At 35.8% G+C, this 16,691-nt stretch carries 11 protein-coding genes and 1 tRNA gene; 6 read left to right on the top strand and 6 right to left on the bottom strand.

The genetic code is table 11. The features are described from left to right. Positions 1-65 precede the first annotated feature (65 nt). From EKL95_RS02035 to polA, 3 genes are all read right to left on the bottom strand, one after another. Complete coding sequence (locus EKL95_RS02035; protein ID WP_231507426.1) at positions 66-446, bottom strand: nuclear transport factor 2 family protein; 381 nt, start codon at positions 444-446, stop codon at positions 66-68. Positions 447-511: 65 nt separating this feature from the next. After that, complete coding sequence (locus EKL95_RS02030; RefSeq protein ID WP_126458390.1) at positions 512-1,420, bottom strand: pseudouridine synthase; 909 nt, start codon at positions 1,418-1,420, stop codon at positions 512-514. A gap of 303 nt (positions 1,421-1,723) precedes the next feature. Further along, positions 1,724-4,564, bottom strand: coding sequence for a DNA polymerase I (polA, locus tag EKL95_RS02025; protein WP_126563422.1), 2,841 nt, complete (start codon positions 4,562-4,564; stop codon positions 1,724-1,726). Positions 4,565-4,893: 329 nt separating this feature from the next. On the opposite strand from polA, the gene EKL95_RS02020 reads away from it, so the two are divergent. Beyond that, a complete protein-coding gene (locus EKL95_RS02020; protein ID WP_126563421.1) occupies positions 4,894-6,138 on the top strand; it encodes a metallophosphoesterase in 1,245 nt (414 codons plus the stop codon). A 64-nt stretch (positions 6,139-6,202) separates the two neighbouring features. Then, positions 6,203-6,499, top strand: a complete 297-nt coding sequence (locus tag EKL95_RS02015) for a thioredoxin family protein (protein WP_126458398.1) — start codon at positions 6,203-6,205, stop codon at positions 6,497-6,499. 5 nt (positions 6,500-6,504) lie between these two features. Here EKL95_RS02015 and EKL95_RS02010 read toward each other — a convergent pair whose 3' ends face one another. Together EKL95_RS02010 and EKL95_RS02005 are read right to left on the bottom strand one after the other, a co-directional pair. Continuing rightward, positions 6,505-7,140: a polysaccharide deacetylase family protein gene (locus EKL95_RS02010; protein WP_126563490.1), complete on the bottom strand. Its 636-nt coding sequence runs from the start codon at positions 7,138-7,140 to the stop codon at positions 6,505-6,507. A 72-nt stretch (positions 7,141-7,212) separates the two neighbouring features. Then, on the bottom strand, positions 7,213-10,494 hold the full coding sequence (locus EKL95_RS02005; protein WP_126563420.1) for a DUF2723 domain-containing protein: 3,282 nt from the start codon (positions 10,492-10,494) through the stop codon (positions 7,213-7,215). Between the two features lie 237 nt (positions 10,495-10,731). On the opposite strand from EKL95_RS02005, the gene EKL95_RS02000 reads away from it, so the two are divergent. Continuing rightward, a tRNA-Gln gene (locus EKL95_RS02000) sits at positions 10,732-10,802 on the top strand. Between the two features lie 119 nt (positions 10,803-10,921). Here the strand turns inward: EKL95_RS02000 and EKL95_RS01995 are convergent. Further along, positions 10,922-11,746 (bottom strand): universal stress protein, encoded by an 825-nt coding sequence (locus tag EKL95_RS01995; protein ID WP_126453832.1) that lies wholly within the window; start codon positions 11,744-11,746, stop codon positions 10,922-10,924. 176 nt (positions 11,747-11,922) lie between these two features. Here EKL95_RS01995 and rimP point away from each other — a divergent pair, with 176 nt between their 5' ends. The 3 genes from rimP to infB all read left to right on the top strand — a co-directional run bounded on the left by rimP (position 11,923) and on the right by infB (position 16,664). After that, positions 11,923-12,387, top strand: a complete 465-nt coding sequence (rimP, locus tag EKL95_RS01990; RefSeq protein ID WP_126563489.1) for a ribosome assembly cofactor RimP — start codon at positions 11,923-11,925, stop codon at positions 12,385-12,387. Between the two features lie 13 nt (positions 12,388-12,400). Beyond that, positions 12,401-13,654 carry a transcription termination factor NusA gene (gene nusA, locus EKL95_RS01985; protein WP_126453830.1) on the top strand — a complete coding sequence of 418 codons (1,254 nt, stop codon included), beginning with the start codon at positions 12,401-12,403 and terminating at the stop codon, positions 13,652-13,654. 112 nt (positions 13,655-13,766) lie between these two features. Then, positions 13,767-16,664 carry a translation initiation factor IF-2 gene (gene infB, locus EKL95_RS01980; protein ID WP_126458402.1) on the top strand — a complete coding sequence of 966 codons (2,898 nt, stop codon included), beginning with the start codon at positions 13,767-13,769 and terminating at the stop codon, positions 16,662-16,664. Positions 16,665-16,691: the final 27 nt, after the last annotated feature.

Below are 16,691 nucleotides of genomic sequence, written 5' to 3'. Positions count from 1 at the left end.
TAAAGCAAAAACCCTACAATACAAATAATGTGTTGTAGGGTTTTTTATTGTCCTTCAAAAAAGGCTTATCCGTGATACACTCTGGAAGCAATTATTTTACCTTCTCTGATATCTAATACTTCTGCTACCAGTAAATCTTCTTCACCGGCTACCGTTCGTATGTATTCCATAAAAACGCGGTCACCATTTGCGGTAAGCGATTTTACATTGTAATTCAAACTCGGCAAACGTTCAAAAGTATCTTTCCACCATTCTCGCAAGGCTTCTTTGCCGGTGACAAAACCGTTGCTTTCGGGTTTGAATATTTTTAGTTTTGGACTAAAATGCACAGCATCGTCATCATACAAAGACAATAGTTTTTCTAATTCTTTATTGTTGAAAGTTTCAAACCATTTAAAAGCTATAGATTGTAATTTTTCTGGCATCATACTAATTTTAATTTGCATTTTTAATTAAAAAAATCCCGTTTTGCTACGCAAAAGGGATTTAATTTTATAATTTCAAAGAAATATTAAACGTTCTTCAAATTGATGATTTCTTGTTCAGTAAGCAATCTCCAGTTTCCTCTTGGTAAATTCTTTTTAGTCAAACCAGCAAAAGCAACTCTGTCAATACGCAACACATCATAACTGAAATGTTCAAAAATATTACGAACCACTTTCACGTTAGCGGATCTCAACTGTAATCCAATTTCACTTTTCGCTTCTCCGTCAATGTAGCTTACATCTTCCACAAAAACACGGTGTCCGTCAAGAGTCAGTCCTTTGTTTATTTTTTCTAAATCCTCAAATTTCAAGTTTTTATCTAATGAAACTTGGTAAATTTTAGATGATTTTTGACTTGGTAACGTAAATTTACGAATCATATCCGTATCATTCGTAAACAATAGTAAACCAGTTGTATTCTTGTCCATTCTCCCAATAGCGCCAATTTTTGCTGTTGTAGAGCCTTTTACCAGTTCCAGTACATTACGATATTCCTGACCTTCGTCCATCGCAGTAGTAAAGTTTTTTGGTTTGTTCAATAAGATGTATACTTTTTTCTCCGGTGTCAAAGTGGCGCCGTCAAAATTTACTACGTCTCCCGGTTTTACCATATATCCCATTTCGATAACGGGAATTCCATTTACTTTTACAGTTCCGGATTGAATGTAAATATCCGCATCACGACGCGAGCATGCCCCAGAATTGGCGATGTATTTATTCAAACGGATTTCGTCTTTTACCTTTGGTCTTTTAGGAGCTTGATTTGGTTTTTTTTCTACTTTATCCGTATCGACAGCTACAACTTTAGTATTTATTTTAACTTTTTTTGGCCCTTGTGCCCGTTTTTGCATCGCAGGTTTTGGCTTGTTAGAACTTGGTCTTGAACTATTTGTTCTAGCACCACTTCCTTTATTGTTGCCTTGCTTATTATTCATAATATTCCTTAATTTGCGCAAAGATAGTATTTATATAATTGAGAATCAATAGATGGCAATTATAAAAAAGGTAACTGGCTTGTTAATAAGCGAATTAAAAAAAAATAAATTCGCTTTTTAGAGATGGCTCTCGATTTCTACTGTTCCCCCTTTTCTTTTTAAAACAAAAAAAATCTAGTCATCTTGCTATTTTCATAAGTTGTTTTTGTTCGTTTTATCAGGAATGAAATAGTGAAATACTGCCGCAATAAAGCACTAATTGTACTATTAGATGCAATCTTTCTGGGATATTTCAAGCAGTTATTAATGCGCTTCCAGCCAGTCTTTGCCAGTGCCAAGATCTACTTCTAGTGGAACATTTAACTTGAAAGCATTTTCCATTTCATATTTTATCATCGGTTTGATTTTTTCGAGTTCATCATTATGCACATCAAACACAAGCTCATCATGAACCTGTAGCAACATTTTACTTTTCCAATTTTCAGAGGTTAGTTTTCCGTGAATATTAATCATTGCAATTTTGATGATATCAGCAGCACTGCCTTGAATTGGTGCGTTTACCGCATTTCGTTCTGCGCCACCTCGAACAATGGCGTTTTGAGAATTAATATCTTTCAAATAACGACGACGACCCAGTATTGTTTGTACATAGCCATTCTCTCTTGCAAAATCTATTTGATTCTGTATATAGGACTTTAATCTTGGATAGGTTTGGTAATACGCTTCAATCAAATCAGCGCTCTCTTTACGAGATAAGTTAGTTTGATTGCTCAATCCAAAAGCCGAAACACCATATATAATTCCGAAATTGACCGTTTTGGCATGACTTCGTTGCTCGCGAGTCACTTCTTCCAGCGGAACATTAAAGACTTTTGAAGCAGTAGATTTGTGAATGTCTTCGTGATTCTGAAAGGCTTTGATCATGTTTTCTTCACCGCTTAATGCAGCAATTACCCGCAATTCTATTTGGGAATAATCTGCAGAAACCAATGTGTAATTTTCATCTCGTGCCACAAATGCTTTCCGGATTTGTCGGCCACGTTCGGTTCGAATCGGGATGTTTTGTAAGTTGGGATTATTCGAACTCAATCGTCCTGTTGCCGCAACGGTTTGCATATAATCGGTGTGTATGCGGTTCGTGATTTTGTCAACTTGGTTGGGTAAAGCATCAACATACGTGTTTTGTAGCTTTATCAATTGTCGCCAATCCAGAATGTCTTTTACAATTGGGTTTTCAGCGGCTAAATAGCTTAAGATTTCCTCTCCGGTTGCGTATTGACCGGTTTTGGTTTTCTTTTGTTTGGCTCCTCCAATTTTCAATTTGTCAAATAATACATCGCCCAGTTGTTTTGGGGAAGCGAGATTGAATTTTTCACCGGCAGTTTCATAAATATTTGCTTCCAATATCTTTATATCATCATCCAAGGTTTTCGACAGGGATTTCAAGAAATCGACATCTACGCGGATTCCTTCTTTTTCCATAGCGGCCAAAACAGGTACCAATGGAATTTCGATTTCCTCAAAAAGTTTTTTGGTGCCGGTTTTGTCTAATTCTAAAGTGAATATTTCCTTGAGTTGCAAAGTTACATCAGCGTCTTCAACCGCATATTCTTTGATTTCTTCCAGTTCAACGTCGCGCATTGATTTCTGGTTTTTTCCTTTTTTCCCAATTAAAGTTTCAATAGATTGCGGGGAATATTTTAAATATGTTTCTGCCAAAATATCCATATTATGACGCATATCCGGATTGATTAGATAATGTGCAATCATGGTATCGAATAGTTTTCCTTTTACGGTAACCTTGTAATTAGAGAGTATCTTTAAATCGTATTTTAAATTCTGACCAATTTTCTCGATGTTTTCATTTTCGAAAAAAGGAATGAATTTCTCGATTAAAACTTGTGCTTCCTCTTGATTTTCCGGAAAAGGAACATAGAATCCTTTTCCTTTTTCGAAAGAAAACGAAATCCCCACTAATTCGGCATGCAAAGCATCTAGACCAGTTGTTTCGGTGTCAAAACATACTGAAGCTTGTTTTTGTAAATTTTGCAACAGCAACTTCAGCCCTAAATCCCCTTGGATTATCTGATACGAATGTTCTGTGTTTGCTAGTGAACTATAATATTGATGGCGTGTTTCTTCTGATGAATCTTCCTGAATGGCACTTCCAAAAAGATCAAACTGTTCTTCAGTTTTAGGTTGTGTTTTTTTATATAATTTAGTTTCATCAACCGGGTTATTGGTGGTCGCAGTCGCTCCTTTTTTGAATATAGCGTCAAACTGCTCTGCCATTCGGCGGAATTCTAACTCGTTGAACAGTGCGTCTGTTTTTTCGACATCAGGAGTGGATAATTCATAGTCCGTTTCATCAAAAATAACGGGACAATCCAGTAAAATTGTGGCTAAGGTTTTAGATAATAATCCTTTTTCCTTGTTCGCCTCAATGTTCTCTTTCATTTTTCCTTTCAGCTTATCCGTATTAGCTAAAAGATTTTCCATGGTTCCAAATTCTTTTAGAAACTTCTTTGCAGTGACTTCGCCTACTCCGGGAAGTCCTGGAATATTATCCGCTGCATCACCCATCATTCCAAGGAAATCGATTACCTGATCCGGGCGTTCAATTTCAAATTTTGCCAAAACCTCAGGAATTCCCCAGATCTCTATTCCATTCCCCATTCGGGCAGGTTTGTACATAAATATGTTTTCAGAAACAAGTTGTGCAAAATCCTTATCCGGGGTGACCATAAAAACTTTATAATTTTGTTTTTCGGCTTGTTTGGCAATGGTCCCAATTAGGTCATCAGCCTCATAGCCTTTGACTTCTATTATAGGAATATGCATGGCTTTCAGTAAATCTTGGATATAAGGAATAGCAATTTTTATGGCTTCCGGAGTAGCATCACGATGGGCTTTGTATTCCGGGAAGATGTCATTTCTCAACTGGCTGCCACCATTGTCAAAAGCAACGGCTAAATGATCTGGTTTTTCTCTTTTTATAACATCCATCAATGAATTCATAAAACCCATAATGGCGGATGTATCCATTCCTTTAGAATTGATCCGTGGATTTTTTATAAAAGCATAATAGCCTCTGAAGATTAAGGCATAGGCATCAAGAAGAAACAGGCGTTTTTGTTGTGACATGAATTGTAATTTTTGTAAAGTTTTCAAAAGTACAAAACTTGTCAGATAAAGGCATGAAATATTTCTTCAAATCAATTTCACTATGTTTTTTAAAATAAAATAGGAGAAACAGGGGCTTAGGTGCAGCGATTTTATATTTGTTAAACTTGTTTATTAAATAAAGCACGAATAATTTGTACGATAACGGTTTTGCTTTTTATTTAAAATTAAGTTTTTCTATTTCAGCTAAGCTGTTTCAAGTTGATTTAATGTAATTTTAGTTAAATTTAGATTAATAAAAACGCATACTATTTTCTTAATTTGTTATTTTGTGTAAAATTTGATTAAAAATGATTTTCCGTGTCGTATTCTTGTGTTCAATTCTACTTATTATTGAGCTGTATACTTTTCAGATCTTAAAAACTTTGATAAAATCAAAACTAATATTGTTTTCAATTCAGGGTATAAGCCTATTAGTTTTAATATATATCGTGTATTCTTTAATGCAATTTGACCGTAGCGTAGGACAAACCCAGCAATTCATGTTTAGTATGGGATTGTTGCTTATTGTTTATGTTCCAAAATTAATTTTAGCCTTAATTTTAATAGGGGAAGACATTTTTAGAGTAGGTGCTGGAGCCTTAAATTTTTTCGTGGATTATGACAAGAGTACTGATTTCCTTAATTCCAGAAGAAAGTTTATCAGTCAAATAGGATTAGGGTTAGCGGCGGTTCCGTTTTTATCCTTGATATATGGAGTCACGATTGGGAAATACAATTACAAAGTGATCAGGCAGCGTATTTTTTTTCCGGATTTACCGGATGCTTTTGATGGTTTTAAAATTACTCAAATATCCGATGTTCATAGTGGAAGCTTTGATGACCCGGAAAAAATTAATTATGCGATTGACTTGGTAAATGAGCAAAATTCAGATATGATTCTGTTTACTGGAGATATTGTCAATACGCACGCCAAAGAGATGCATCCTTGGATAGAAACATTCAACCGAATTAAGAAACATGAATATGGCAAATATTCCGTTTTGGGGAATCATGATTACGGAGAATATGTAACCTGGCCAAGTGAAGCCGCAAAAGCAGATAATTTTAAGGCAATAAAAAATTTATACGGAGAAATTGGGTTTGATTTATTGCTGAATGAGCATACGTTTATCGAGAAAGGAGATGCCAAAATAGCATTAGTAGGTGTCGAAAACTGGGGACATAATTTCAAGCAGGCCGGAGATTTGAATAAGGCTTCGGGGCAGTTAAAGAAAGAAGATTTCAAGATTTTGATGAGCCATGACCCTTCCCATTGGGAGCACGTGGTGCAGCACGATGATAAACACTACCACCTTACGCTTTCCGGACACACACACGGAATGCAATTTGGAATCGAAATTCCCGGTTATTTCAAATGGAGTTTGGCGCAATACGTATACAAACAATGGGCCGGCTTATATGAAAACATGGGAAGATACGTTTATGTCAATAGGGGATTTGGTTTTCATGCCTTTCCCGGAAGAGTAGGAATCATGCCGGAAATAACGGTCATCGAACTAAAAAAAGGCACTAATGTAGCAGAATTCGTTTAAAATGCTACATTTGTAAAATTAACATCTCTGTTTAGTGAATTTTAAAAATTAAATTTTTGGTTTTATGTCAAAATTTGGAGAACTTATAAATACTAAAATTCCGGTATTAATTGACTTTTATACGGAGTGGAATGAATCCTCCGTTTTAATGCATCCTGTGATCAGAGATGTAGCGGCGGCCCTTGGCGATAAAGCGAAAGTCATTAAGATTGACGTGGATAAAAATCAAGAATTAGCGGATGCTTTGCGGATCAAAGGGTTGCCTACGTTGATGATCTATAAACAAGGTCAGATGATCTGGAGACAGTCCGGAGAACTTGACGCCAATACGATAATTAGTCTCGTTCAGGAACAATTGTAATATTTTTATAAAGGGTTGCACTTAAAATTATTTTCTTTTAAATAAGCTAGTGTTTTTGGCAACACGTATTGTAGGTTCTTGAACGCTTTTATACTGTCGTGAAAAACAATAATACTCCCCGGTCTTACATTTGACAACACATTATTCAGGCATTTTTCTTTAGATATTGTGGCATCAAAATCAGCACTCAGGACATCCCACATAATTATTTTGTACCCTAGTTTTTGTAGTTTTTTTGATTGCGATTTTTTTATTTTTCCATACGGAGGGCGAAAAAGTTTAGCGTCTGGATGGGTGTGGTTTTCAATCGCTTCTTGAGCTTGTTTCGTGTTTTTGATGTACGTATCAGTAGTTGTTTGCCAGCCATTTAAGTGGTTGAAAGTGTGGTTTCCTATGGTGTGGCCTTCCCGAATCACCTTTTTGAATATTTCAGAATTTTTTTCGATATTATTTCCAATACAGAAAAAAGTGGCTTTGATTCCGTATTTTTTTAATTCCACCAAAACCCATTCTGTAACTTCTGGAATGGGGCCGTCATCAAAGGTAAGGTATACAGTATTTCCTGTATTGGAGACATCCCAACTATAATTAGAGAATATTTTTTTTATAATCCAATTGGTTTTTATCCAGTACAATTTCATTTTTTTCATTTTAAAATTTAAAAAAATAGCGACATTGAAAAATGTCGCTATTTTTTTAATGGCTCTTTAATATTACTCTTTGTCGCGTCCAAAACGTTCAAACATTTTGATGTACGTATTGAAGACAATTTTGTTCTTATTGTAAAATGCGAGATCGCCATTTTCTTTCATGACTTGCAAGAGGCTTCTGTAGCGCTCAATATCAGTTATGATTGGAATTGCAATACTGCTTTGTTCAGAAGATTTAAGATTGCCATAATAGTTGAGGTTTTCTTGGTACTTAAAGACTAATCGGTCCAATAATTGTTCGGCTTTTATTTTTTCGCCAGTTTTATAATAGCCCCCCGCAAAAGGTTCTACTAATGAATAATAGCCAAAGCTGTCCAAAGGCATTTTTGCCATAGCTAAATCAATGATTTTTTTGGCTTTTTCTTTCTGTCCTTCTAGGATTAACTGATTCATCAGTCTAGAAAGGAAAGAACGGTAATTAATACTGTTCTTTCTTGTCTCAGGATCGTGATAGATGGATGGATTTTCGCTATTTCCCCAATCCATTTTCATAACATTATTATATAGTTTGTCTGAATCAATCATACCCATATTTAATGGGCTGCCATCTTTTGGGAAGGGAGTTTTTATAGGAACCAATTTATACGCCAATCCTTCTAGTTGAAGGTAGTCTTTCATCCATAAATAGTCTTCAGCGTCATAAGCCCCATTGCTAAAATAAATTGGTCTTTTCCAATTGTTATTAGCAATGATATCTAACATCATCAATCTGTTTTTATATAAGGCATTTCCTTTGATGTCTATATCAATATAAGGCACTATAGAGTCATTGTATTTAGGGGATACTACTTTGTTTTGTATGATCGTATTTTTGTCAACGGGAATCCGAATCTTATTGGTTGGGTAAAAATGGATGGTTTGTCCGTTTTGCATTCCTACCGTTGATTTAGGATTTTTAATAAAATCGATAAAATCTTTTATATCCCAGCGACTTTCAATTTTTGGAATATGAGCCACATAGTCTAATTTGTCTCCCACATACTCCTCGTGTGTAAACGAAACCGGTACCGGGTCTGATTCGTATGTTTTGGTTTTCATTTGATCGATATACCAGTCCGTCATGAATAAACTGGTGTTTACAATTTTGACATCGGTTCTTATTTTTTCAATTTCCTGTGCGTACCAAAGCGGGAAAGTGTCATTGTCTCCAATGGTGAATAAGATGGCATTAGGGTCACACGAAGTAAGATATGCTTTTGCCATAGACAACGCGGTATATTTGCCGGAACGGTCGTGGTCATCCCAGTTTTGTGACGCCATAAGCACTGGTGCCACTACTAAACTTAATGCGATAAGGAGAGGGCCAGCTATTTTTGGAGCGAGATGTTTTTTGACACTTTCATACAAGGCGTAAACACCAAAGCCTATCCAGATGGCAAATACATAAAAGGAGCCTACCAATGCATAATCCCTTTCTCGAGGTTCAAAAGGCCTTTCGTTCAAATAAATTTTCAGGGCTATTCCCGTAAAAAGAAACAAGGCAAGCAAAACATAAAAGCTTTTTAAATCCTTATTGGCATGATACATAAGTCCAATAAGGCCCAGAATAAAAGGCAAAAAGAAATATACATTCCGACCTTTGTTGTTCAATACATCCGATGGTAAGTTGTCCTGACTTCCTAAATGCAATTCATCAATGAATTTTATACCACTGAGCCAGTTGCCATCCAGATAGTCGTATCGTCCCTGAACATCATTTTGACGGCCAACAAAATTCCACATCAAGTACCTCCAATACATGTATCCAAATTGATACTCTACCATAAAACCTAGATTGTCCGCAGTTGTTGGTTTTTCAACAATCAAATAGTCGCCATAACTTTTTAGGAAGGTGACATATCCTTCGTTGTCAATTTGTTTTTGCGCGTAGGCTTGTCTGAATTCAGAAATTATTTTTTGAGTTTCATTTTTGAGTTGAGCAATCGCTTTATTATAATCTTCTTCACTAAGCTGACTGGCATCAATACCGTATTTTGCTAAATCATCCTCGTAAGGATAATTAGGATTTAATTTGAATTGAGGCGGATTGGTAAAATTCATGTAATTTTCAATATGTCCATCGCTCCACATTCTTGGGAGAATGGTTTTGTGATTGTCATCTGAATTTTGGGAAGCATTTTTATAATTATTGACAATAACATATTTCCCTGTTTTATAATCTCTTTCATAATTGGGTGCTTTGTCTAAATAAGGATTATTGGCATCTAATCCGGCAAAATTCTCTGTGTATTGTGGACCATAGAACAATGCATTTACACCATATTGTTCTCTATTGTAATAGGCTAAAACTTCGCGGGCATCAGACGGTTTGTTTTCATTGATTACAGTATTTGCATTTGCTCGAATGGGTAGCATCATCCATGTCGAGAAACCAATTAAAATAAAAAGGATGCAAAGAATTATGGTGTTGTAGAACACAAAGCCTTTTTGTTTGGTGTATTTCAATCCAAAGTAAAAGAAAGCAATCAAAGCTATTGTAACAAACACAGTGCCCGAGTCAAACGGCAGTCCTAAACTATTGACCATAAAAACTTCTGTTTTACCAAAGAATCCCATGGTCATAGGAAGTAGCAATTTGAAAATAAACAACAAAATAGCAATTACTACAACATTTGCAATAAGGAAACTTTTAACTGTTACTACCTTATAGTTTTTAAAAAAATAAAGAAAACCTATTGCGGGAATTGTTAGTAATGCCATAAAGTGAACCCCAAAGGAAAGTCCTACAACAAGAGAAATAATCAATAACCACTTATTTCCTCTTGGAGTATTCATGTCTTGCTCCCAGCGTAAACCCAGCCAAAACAATAGGGCAATAAACAAGGATGCCATGGCGTAAACCTCAGCCTCGACAGCATTGTACCAAAAGCTATCTGAAAAAGTGAAGGCTAAAGCACCAACAAATGAACTTCCTAGTATAACGATTTCATTGTTTCTGTTAGTCTCTGAAAATCGGGAAATCAATTTTTTTAGAAGAATGGACGAAGACCAAAAAAGGAATAAAATAGTAAAGGCACTCGAGAATACGGACATCATATTTACCATTAAGGCAATGTGTTGATCATCTGATGCAAACATGGCAAAAAAAGCGCCAATCATCTGGTATAAAGGAGCTCCCGGAGGGTGGCCAACTTGAAGTTTTGCTGCGGTGGAAATGTATTCGCCACAATCCCAAAAACTCATGGTAGGCTCAACAGTTAAAGTGTAAGTTAATAATGCGATTCCAAATGTTAACCAACCAATAATTGTGTTCCATTTATTGAAGTTGAATGTTCCTTTGTCCATGTACTAAAATTTAGTTTAAATGTAAGTTACAAAGAAAATGTTTTTTTATTTAACCCTAGTAGCATTAACACTATTTTCTGGAAAAGTAATGAAATTCAATAATCAATTGATTGTAAAGCTCTTTTGAGATATTTTGCAGCTGATTTTATTTTTTGTTATTTTTTTTTAATAAAAAGGTAAAAAAAATTTGTGCAAACTAAATTTTATTTTAAATTTGCACTCGCTTAGCAGCAATGCTGGTCTATGGTGTAATGGTAACACAACTGTTTTTGGTGCAGTCGTTCAAGGTTCGAGTCCTTGTAGACCAACAAAAAACCTCTCAATTCCTGAGAGGTTTTTTTATAGATAAAATTCTGAGTAGTGTTTGTTGGGATTTTCGAGATAAGAGAATGAAGTTGGTTAGTTGTTTTTGCAAAGCCAAAAGGAGTTAAATTCTAAAAGTGATAACAGGTCTGGTGGTGTGGTTTACTAAGTCCTCACTGATGCTTCCGTTAAAAAAATGCGCTAAACCAGTTCTGCCATGAGTGCAAAGGCCAATTAAATCAGCATCTATTGTTTTTGAAAAATTGATTATTCCACTTTCAATATTTGCATCATTAAATAGATGTGAGGAGTAGTTTGGAAGATCAAATTCAGCCATAAAAGCGCCCATCACCTTTTCGGCAGCAAGAGTGGTCTTAAAACTATTGGGAGTGCAAATCATGACTAAAAACAAATTGGCATCAAAGATCTTCGCGAACTCCATCATTTTTTTAAAAGGCTTTTTAGCTTCTTTTGAAAAATCAGAGGCAAAGACGAAATTTTTAAATTTTAATTTACCTACATCTTTTTTTATAACTAAAACTGGAATTTCGGAGAGTCGGACCACTTTTTCAGTATTAGAGCCAATAATGATTTCTTCAATGCCTGAAGTGCCATGAGAGCCCATAACGATTAAATCAATTTTATTCTTTTTGTTAAAGGATAAAATACCGCTAAAAGCTTTTTCAAATTGTACAGAGACATGTACCGGAATTCCTTTCAAATAGGGCTGTTCTTTTATTTTTTGAAGGTTTTCGTTAACTTTTTTGATGAACAACATAAGCGCCGGAGTAATGTCTGCTCCAGTAACAGAGTCATTCATGTGGTTTGGGAGTTCTAACAAATGCAATAGGAATATTTCACACTTGTTTTTTCTTGCAATTACAGCAGCCACTTTTAGAGCGTTTCCGGCATGATCAGAAAAATCGGTTGGGACTAAAATACGTTTCATAATTACAGCGTGTTAAATTATGGTAAAACTGTTGTTTTGAATTGTTCATTAAAGATAAGAAATTATTTTAGAGCAATCGATTATTTTGGTTTATAAAAAAAAACACTATATTTGCACCGTTATTTATTAAAATCTAGATAATGAGGGGACTAAATGTCCCCTCTTTTTATAAGCATATGACATTTAAAGAGAAAGTAAACACGTTATTGGCAGAAGGCCTGTTAGAGAAGCCGTCAATTTTTTTGATAGACCTGATTATCACGGATGCTTTTAAGGTTATTGTGACCTTGGATGGAGATAATGGAGTAGCGCTTCAGGATTGTATTGATGTGAGCCGTTCACTAGACAATAGCCTGGACCGTGAGGAGCAGGATTTTTCTTTAGAAGTGGCTTCGGTAGGAGTAGGATCTCCATTGAAATTGATCAGACAATACAAGAAAAATATAGGGCGTACATTGATTGTGAAGACTGGAGCAGAAATAATTGAAGCGGAATTAGTGGAAGCTAATGATGATTTTGTAATTTTGTCATGGGAAGCAAGAGAGCCAAAAAAGATTGGTAAAGGGAAGGAGACCGTTCAAAAAGAACTTAAACTACCTTATGGAGACATTAAAGAAGCAATTGTTACAGTAACATTTTAATTAAAGAATTCGCATGGAAAATTTAGCATTGATCGATTCATTCTCAGAGTTTAAAGATGATAAACTTATTGATCGTGTAACGCTTATGGCAATTTTAGAAGATGTATTTAGAAATGCATTGAAAAAAAAATACGGTTCAGATGATAATTTCGATATCATTATAAATCCTGATAAAGGAGATATGGAGATTTGGCAAAGAAGAGTAATTGTTGCGGATGAAGACTTGGATTTTGATCACCTTGAAATTACATTGACTGAAGCTAGAAAAATAGAGCCTGATTTTGAAATTGGAGAAGAGGTTTCTGAAGAAGTTAAATTAATTGATTTAGGAAGAAGAGCAATTTTAGCTTTGCGTCAGAATTTGATTTCTAAAATTCATGAACACGATAACACCAATCTTTACAAGCAGTTTAAAGATTTAATAGGAGATATTTACACCGCTGAAGTGCACCATGTGCGTCCAAGAGTTGTGATTTTAGTTGATGATGAAGGCAATGAAATTATTTTGCCAAAAGAAAAACAAATACCTTCTGATTTTTTCCGCAAGGGAGATAATGTCAGAGGGATAATTGAAAGCGTTGAGTTGAAGGGAAATAAACCTCAAATTATTATGTCTAGAACTTCGGAGAAGTTCTTGGAAAAATTGTTTGAGCAAGAAATTCCGGAAGTATTTGATGGTTTAATCATGGTAAAGAAAGTGGTTAGGATACCCGGCGAAAAAGCAAAAGTAGCTGTTGATTCTTATGACGACAGAATAGATCCTGTGGGGGCTTGTGTAGGTATGAAAGGGTCTCGTATTCATGGAATCGTGCGTGAATTAGGTAATGAGAATATAGATGTTATCAATTATACAAGCAACATTCAATTGTTTATCACAAGAGCATTAAGCCCTGCAAAAGTATCTTCGATCAAGATCAATGAAGAGACTAAAAGAGCAGAGGTTTTCTTGAAGCTTGAAGAAGTTTCAAAAGCGATTGGTCGTGGGGGACACAATATCAAATTAGCGGGCTTATTAACGGGCTATGAATTAGACGTTATTCGTGAAGGTGATGTTGCTGGTGCTACCGCTGATGATGATGATGTTGAATTAACAGAGTTTTCAGATGAAATTGAAGACTGGGTTATTGAAGAATTTGCAAAAATTGGATTGGATACTGCAAAAAGTATCTTAAAACAAGATGTAGAAGATTTAGTACGAAGAACAGACCTGGAAGAGGAAACGATTCTGGATGTAATGAGAATATTGAAAGAAGAATTTGACAGTTAGTCATTGAGTCTTCAACGATAAACATGCCATTTTACAATTAATTCTTGCTCGGTAGGTATCGAGTCGGGAGTAAAGTGAGGAATAACAAAAAAGGTAATAATAAAAAGGTTTTATGTCTGAAGAGAGAATTATTAGAATAAACAAAGTTTTAAGGGAATTGAATATTTCTTTGGAAAGAGCTGTGGATTATCTAAAAGATAAAGGGATAGCTATTGAAGCAAACCCAAACACAAAAATTTCTGATGATGTATACAATGTCTTGTGCGGTCAGTTTGCAGGTGACAAAGGGAATAAAGAAGCTTCGAAAGAAGTTGGGGAAGAAAAAAGAAAAGAAAAAGAGGCTTTGCGTTTAGAACGAGAGAAAGAAATCGAAGACAAACGTAAGATTGAGGAAGAGCGTCTGAAACAGCAAGAAGTTATAAAAGCGAGAGCAGTTATAGCGGGTCCTGTTCAGGTAGGTAAGATTGATCTTAATCCTAAAAAACCTTCCATCGTCACTCCTGTGAAAGCGGTTGAAAAAGTGGAGACTCCAGTTGCTAAAGTAGCTGAGGTGAAAGCAATTCAAAAAGAAGCTTCAACAGAAAAACTGTCGCCAGAAAAACCTTTAGAAGAAAAACCTGTTTCAGATAAAAAAGAGATAAAACCGGTTGTTGGAATTAAAGAGGTAAAAAAAGAGACTGTAAAAGCAGTCCCTGCTGAACCAAAAGAGGTAGTGAAAACGGAAATTGCTAAAACTGATGACGTGCCTGTTGATGAAACCATCACAACGCAATATCAAAAATTATCAGGAACTACTTTGACAGGGCAGATCATTGATTTGTCACAATTCAACAAACCAAAAAAGAAAAAAGAAGAACCTAAAATCACTCCTAATAAACCGGGTGCTCCAGGATCGGCTGCGGCTAATGCAAATAAAAACAAGCGTAAAAGGATTGCTCCTAAACCAGGAGTTCCTAGGCCGCCTGCAGTTCCAGGAGTTCCGGGAGCGCCAAATCCTAACAAGATTACGCCAAATGTTGGTGGTGGCGGATTTAATGCTAACAGAAGTGCAAGACCTGGTTTCGTAAGAGGAAACAGACCTGCTATTGTTGCTAAAGTAGAGCCTACGGAAGAAGAAGTAAAAAACCAAATTAGAGAGACTTTAGAAAAACTTCAAGGAAAAGGAGGTAAATCTAAAGCAGCTAAATATAGAAGAGATAAAAGAGATACGCACCGTCAAAAATCAGATGACGAGCAAAGAGCCATAGACGAAGGAAGCAAAACGATTAAGGTTACTGAGTTTGTTACCGTTGGTGAAATTGCCATCATGATGGATGTGCCAATTACAAAAGTTATTGGAACTTGTATGTCGCTTGGAATCATGGTTACCATGAATCAGCGTCTTGATGCGGAAACATTGACAATCGTTGCGGATGAGTTTGGTTATGAAGTTGAATTTATCACGGTAGATATTGAAGAAGCAATTCAGGTTGTTGCAGATAGAGAAGAAGATTTAGTATTCAGAGCGCCTATTGTTACGGTAATGGGTCACGTAGATCACGGTAAAACATCGTTACTGGATTACGTTCGTAAAGAAAACGTAATCGCAGGGGAGTCTGGAGGAATTACACAACATATTGGTGCCTACGGAGTAACTTTGGATAACGGACAAAAAATTGCATTCTTAGATACACCGGGTCACGAAGCTTTTACAGCGATGCGTGCGCGTGGTGCTCAAGTTACGGATATTGCAATTATTGTGATTGCTGCGGATGATGACATCATGCCACAAACGAAAGAAGCGATCAGTCATGCTCAAGCAGCAGGCGTTCCTATTATATTTGCCATTAATAAAATTGACAAGCCTAATGCCAATCCTGAAAAAGTAAAAGAAAGATTAGCGGGTATGAATTTACTAGTAGAAGATTGGGGTGGGAAAATTCAATCTCATGATATCTCTGCAAAAGTTGGTACAGGTGTCAAAGAATTATTAGAGAAGGTATTGTTAGAAGCGGAACTTTTAGATTTAAAATCAAATCCAAATAAAGCGGCTCAAGGTACAGTGGTTGAGGCATTTCTTGATAAAGGAAAAGGATATGTTTCTACCATATTAGTACAGCATGGAACGTTACGAGTTGGTGATTATATGTTAGCAGGGAAGCATCATGGTAAGATAAAAGCCATGCATGATGAAAGAGGGAATATAGTTACAGTTGCGGGACCTTCAACTCCGGTTTCTGTTCTGGGTCTTGATGGAGCAGCCACTGCAGGGGATAAGTTCAATATTTTTGAAGATGAAAAAGAAGCCAAACAAATTGCTTCAAAACGTTCTCAATTGATGCGTGAGCAGTCTGTACGTACACAACGACACATTACATTGGATGAAATTGGACGTAGAATAGCATTGGGTCAATTTAAAGAATTAAATATTATCCTTAAGGGAGATGTGGATGGTTCTGTTGAAGCATTGTCTGATTCGTTCTCTAAATTATCTACCGAAGAAATTCAAATTAATATTATTCATAAAGGGGTTGGTGCAATTACAGAAACTGACGTAATGTTGGCTTCGGCATCTGATGCAATCATCATCGGATTTAATGTTCGTCCTGCTGGAAACGCAAGACAATTAGCAGATAAAGAAGAAATTGATATCCGTTACTATTCTATTATTTATGCTGCAATTGATGACTTGAAAGATGCCATGGAAGGGATGTTAGCTCCGGAAATGAAAGAAGAAATTCTGGGTACAGCGGAGATTAGAGAGATATTCAAAATCTCTAAAGTAGGTTCTATTGCGGGTTGTATGGTAATGGACGGTAAAATTTCCAGAAGCGCTAAAATGAGAATCATTAGAGATGGTGTGGTGGTGCATACAGGTGAACTGATAGCATTGAAACGTTTCAAAGATGATGTTAAAGAGGTTGCTAAAGGCTATGATTGTGGAATTCAGATCAAGGGATATAATGACATTGAAGAAAGAGATGTTATTGAATCTTACCATGAGGTAGCAATTAAGAAGAAATTGAAATAGAATTATATTGTTTTAATTAAAATCCCG

Origin of the sequence: Flavobacterium sp. LB2P53, from assembly GCF_003970305.1 — a bacterium.
In the GTDB taxonomy this organism is placed as follows: domain Bacteria; phylum Bacteroidota; class Bacteroidia; order Flavobacteriales; family Flavobacteriaceae; genus Flavobacterium.
This window is presented reverse-complemented; position numbering and strand designations above follow the sequence as displayed.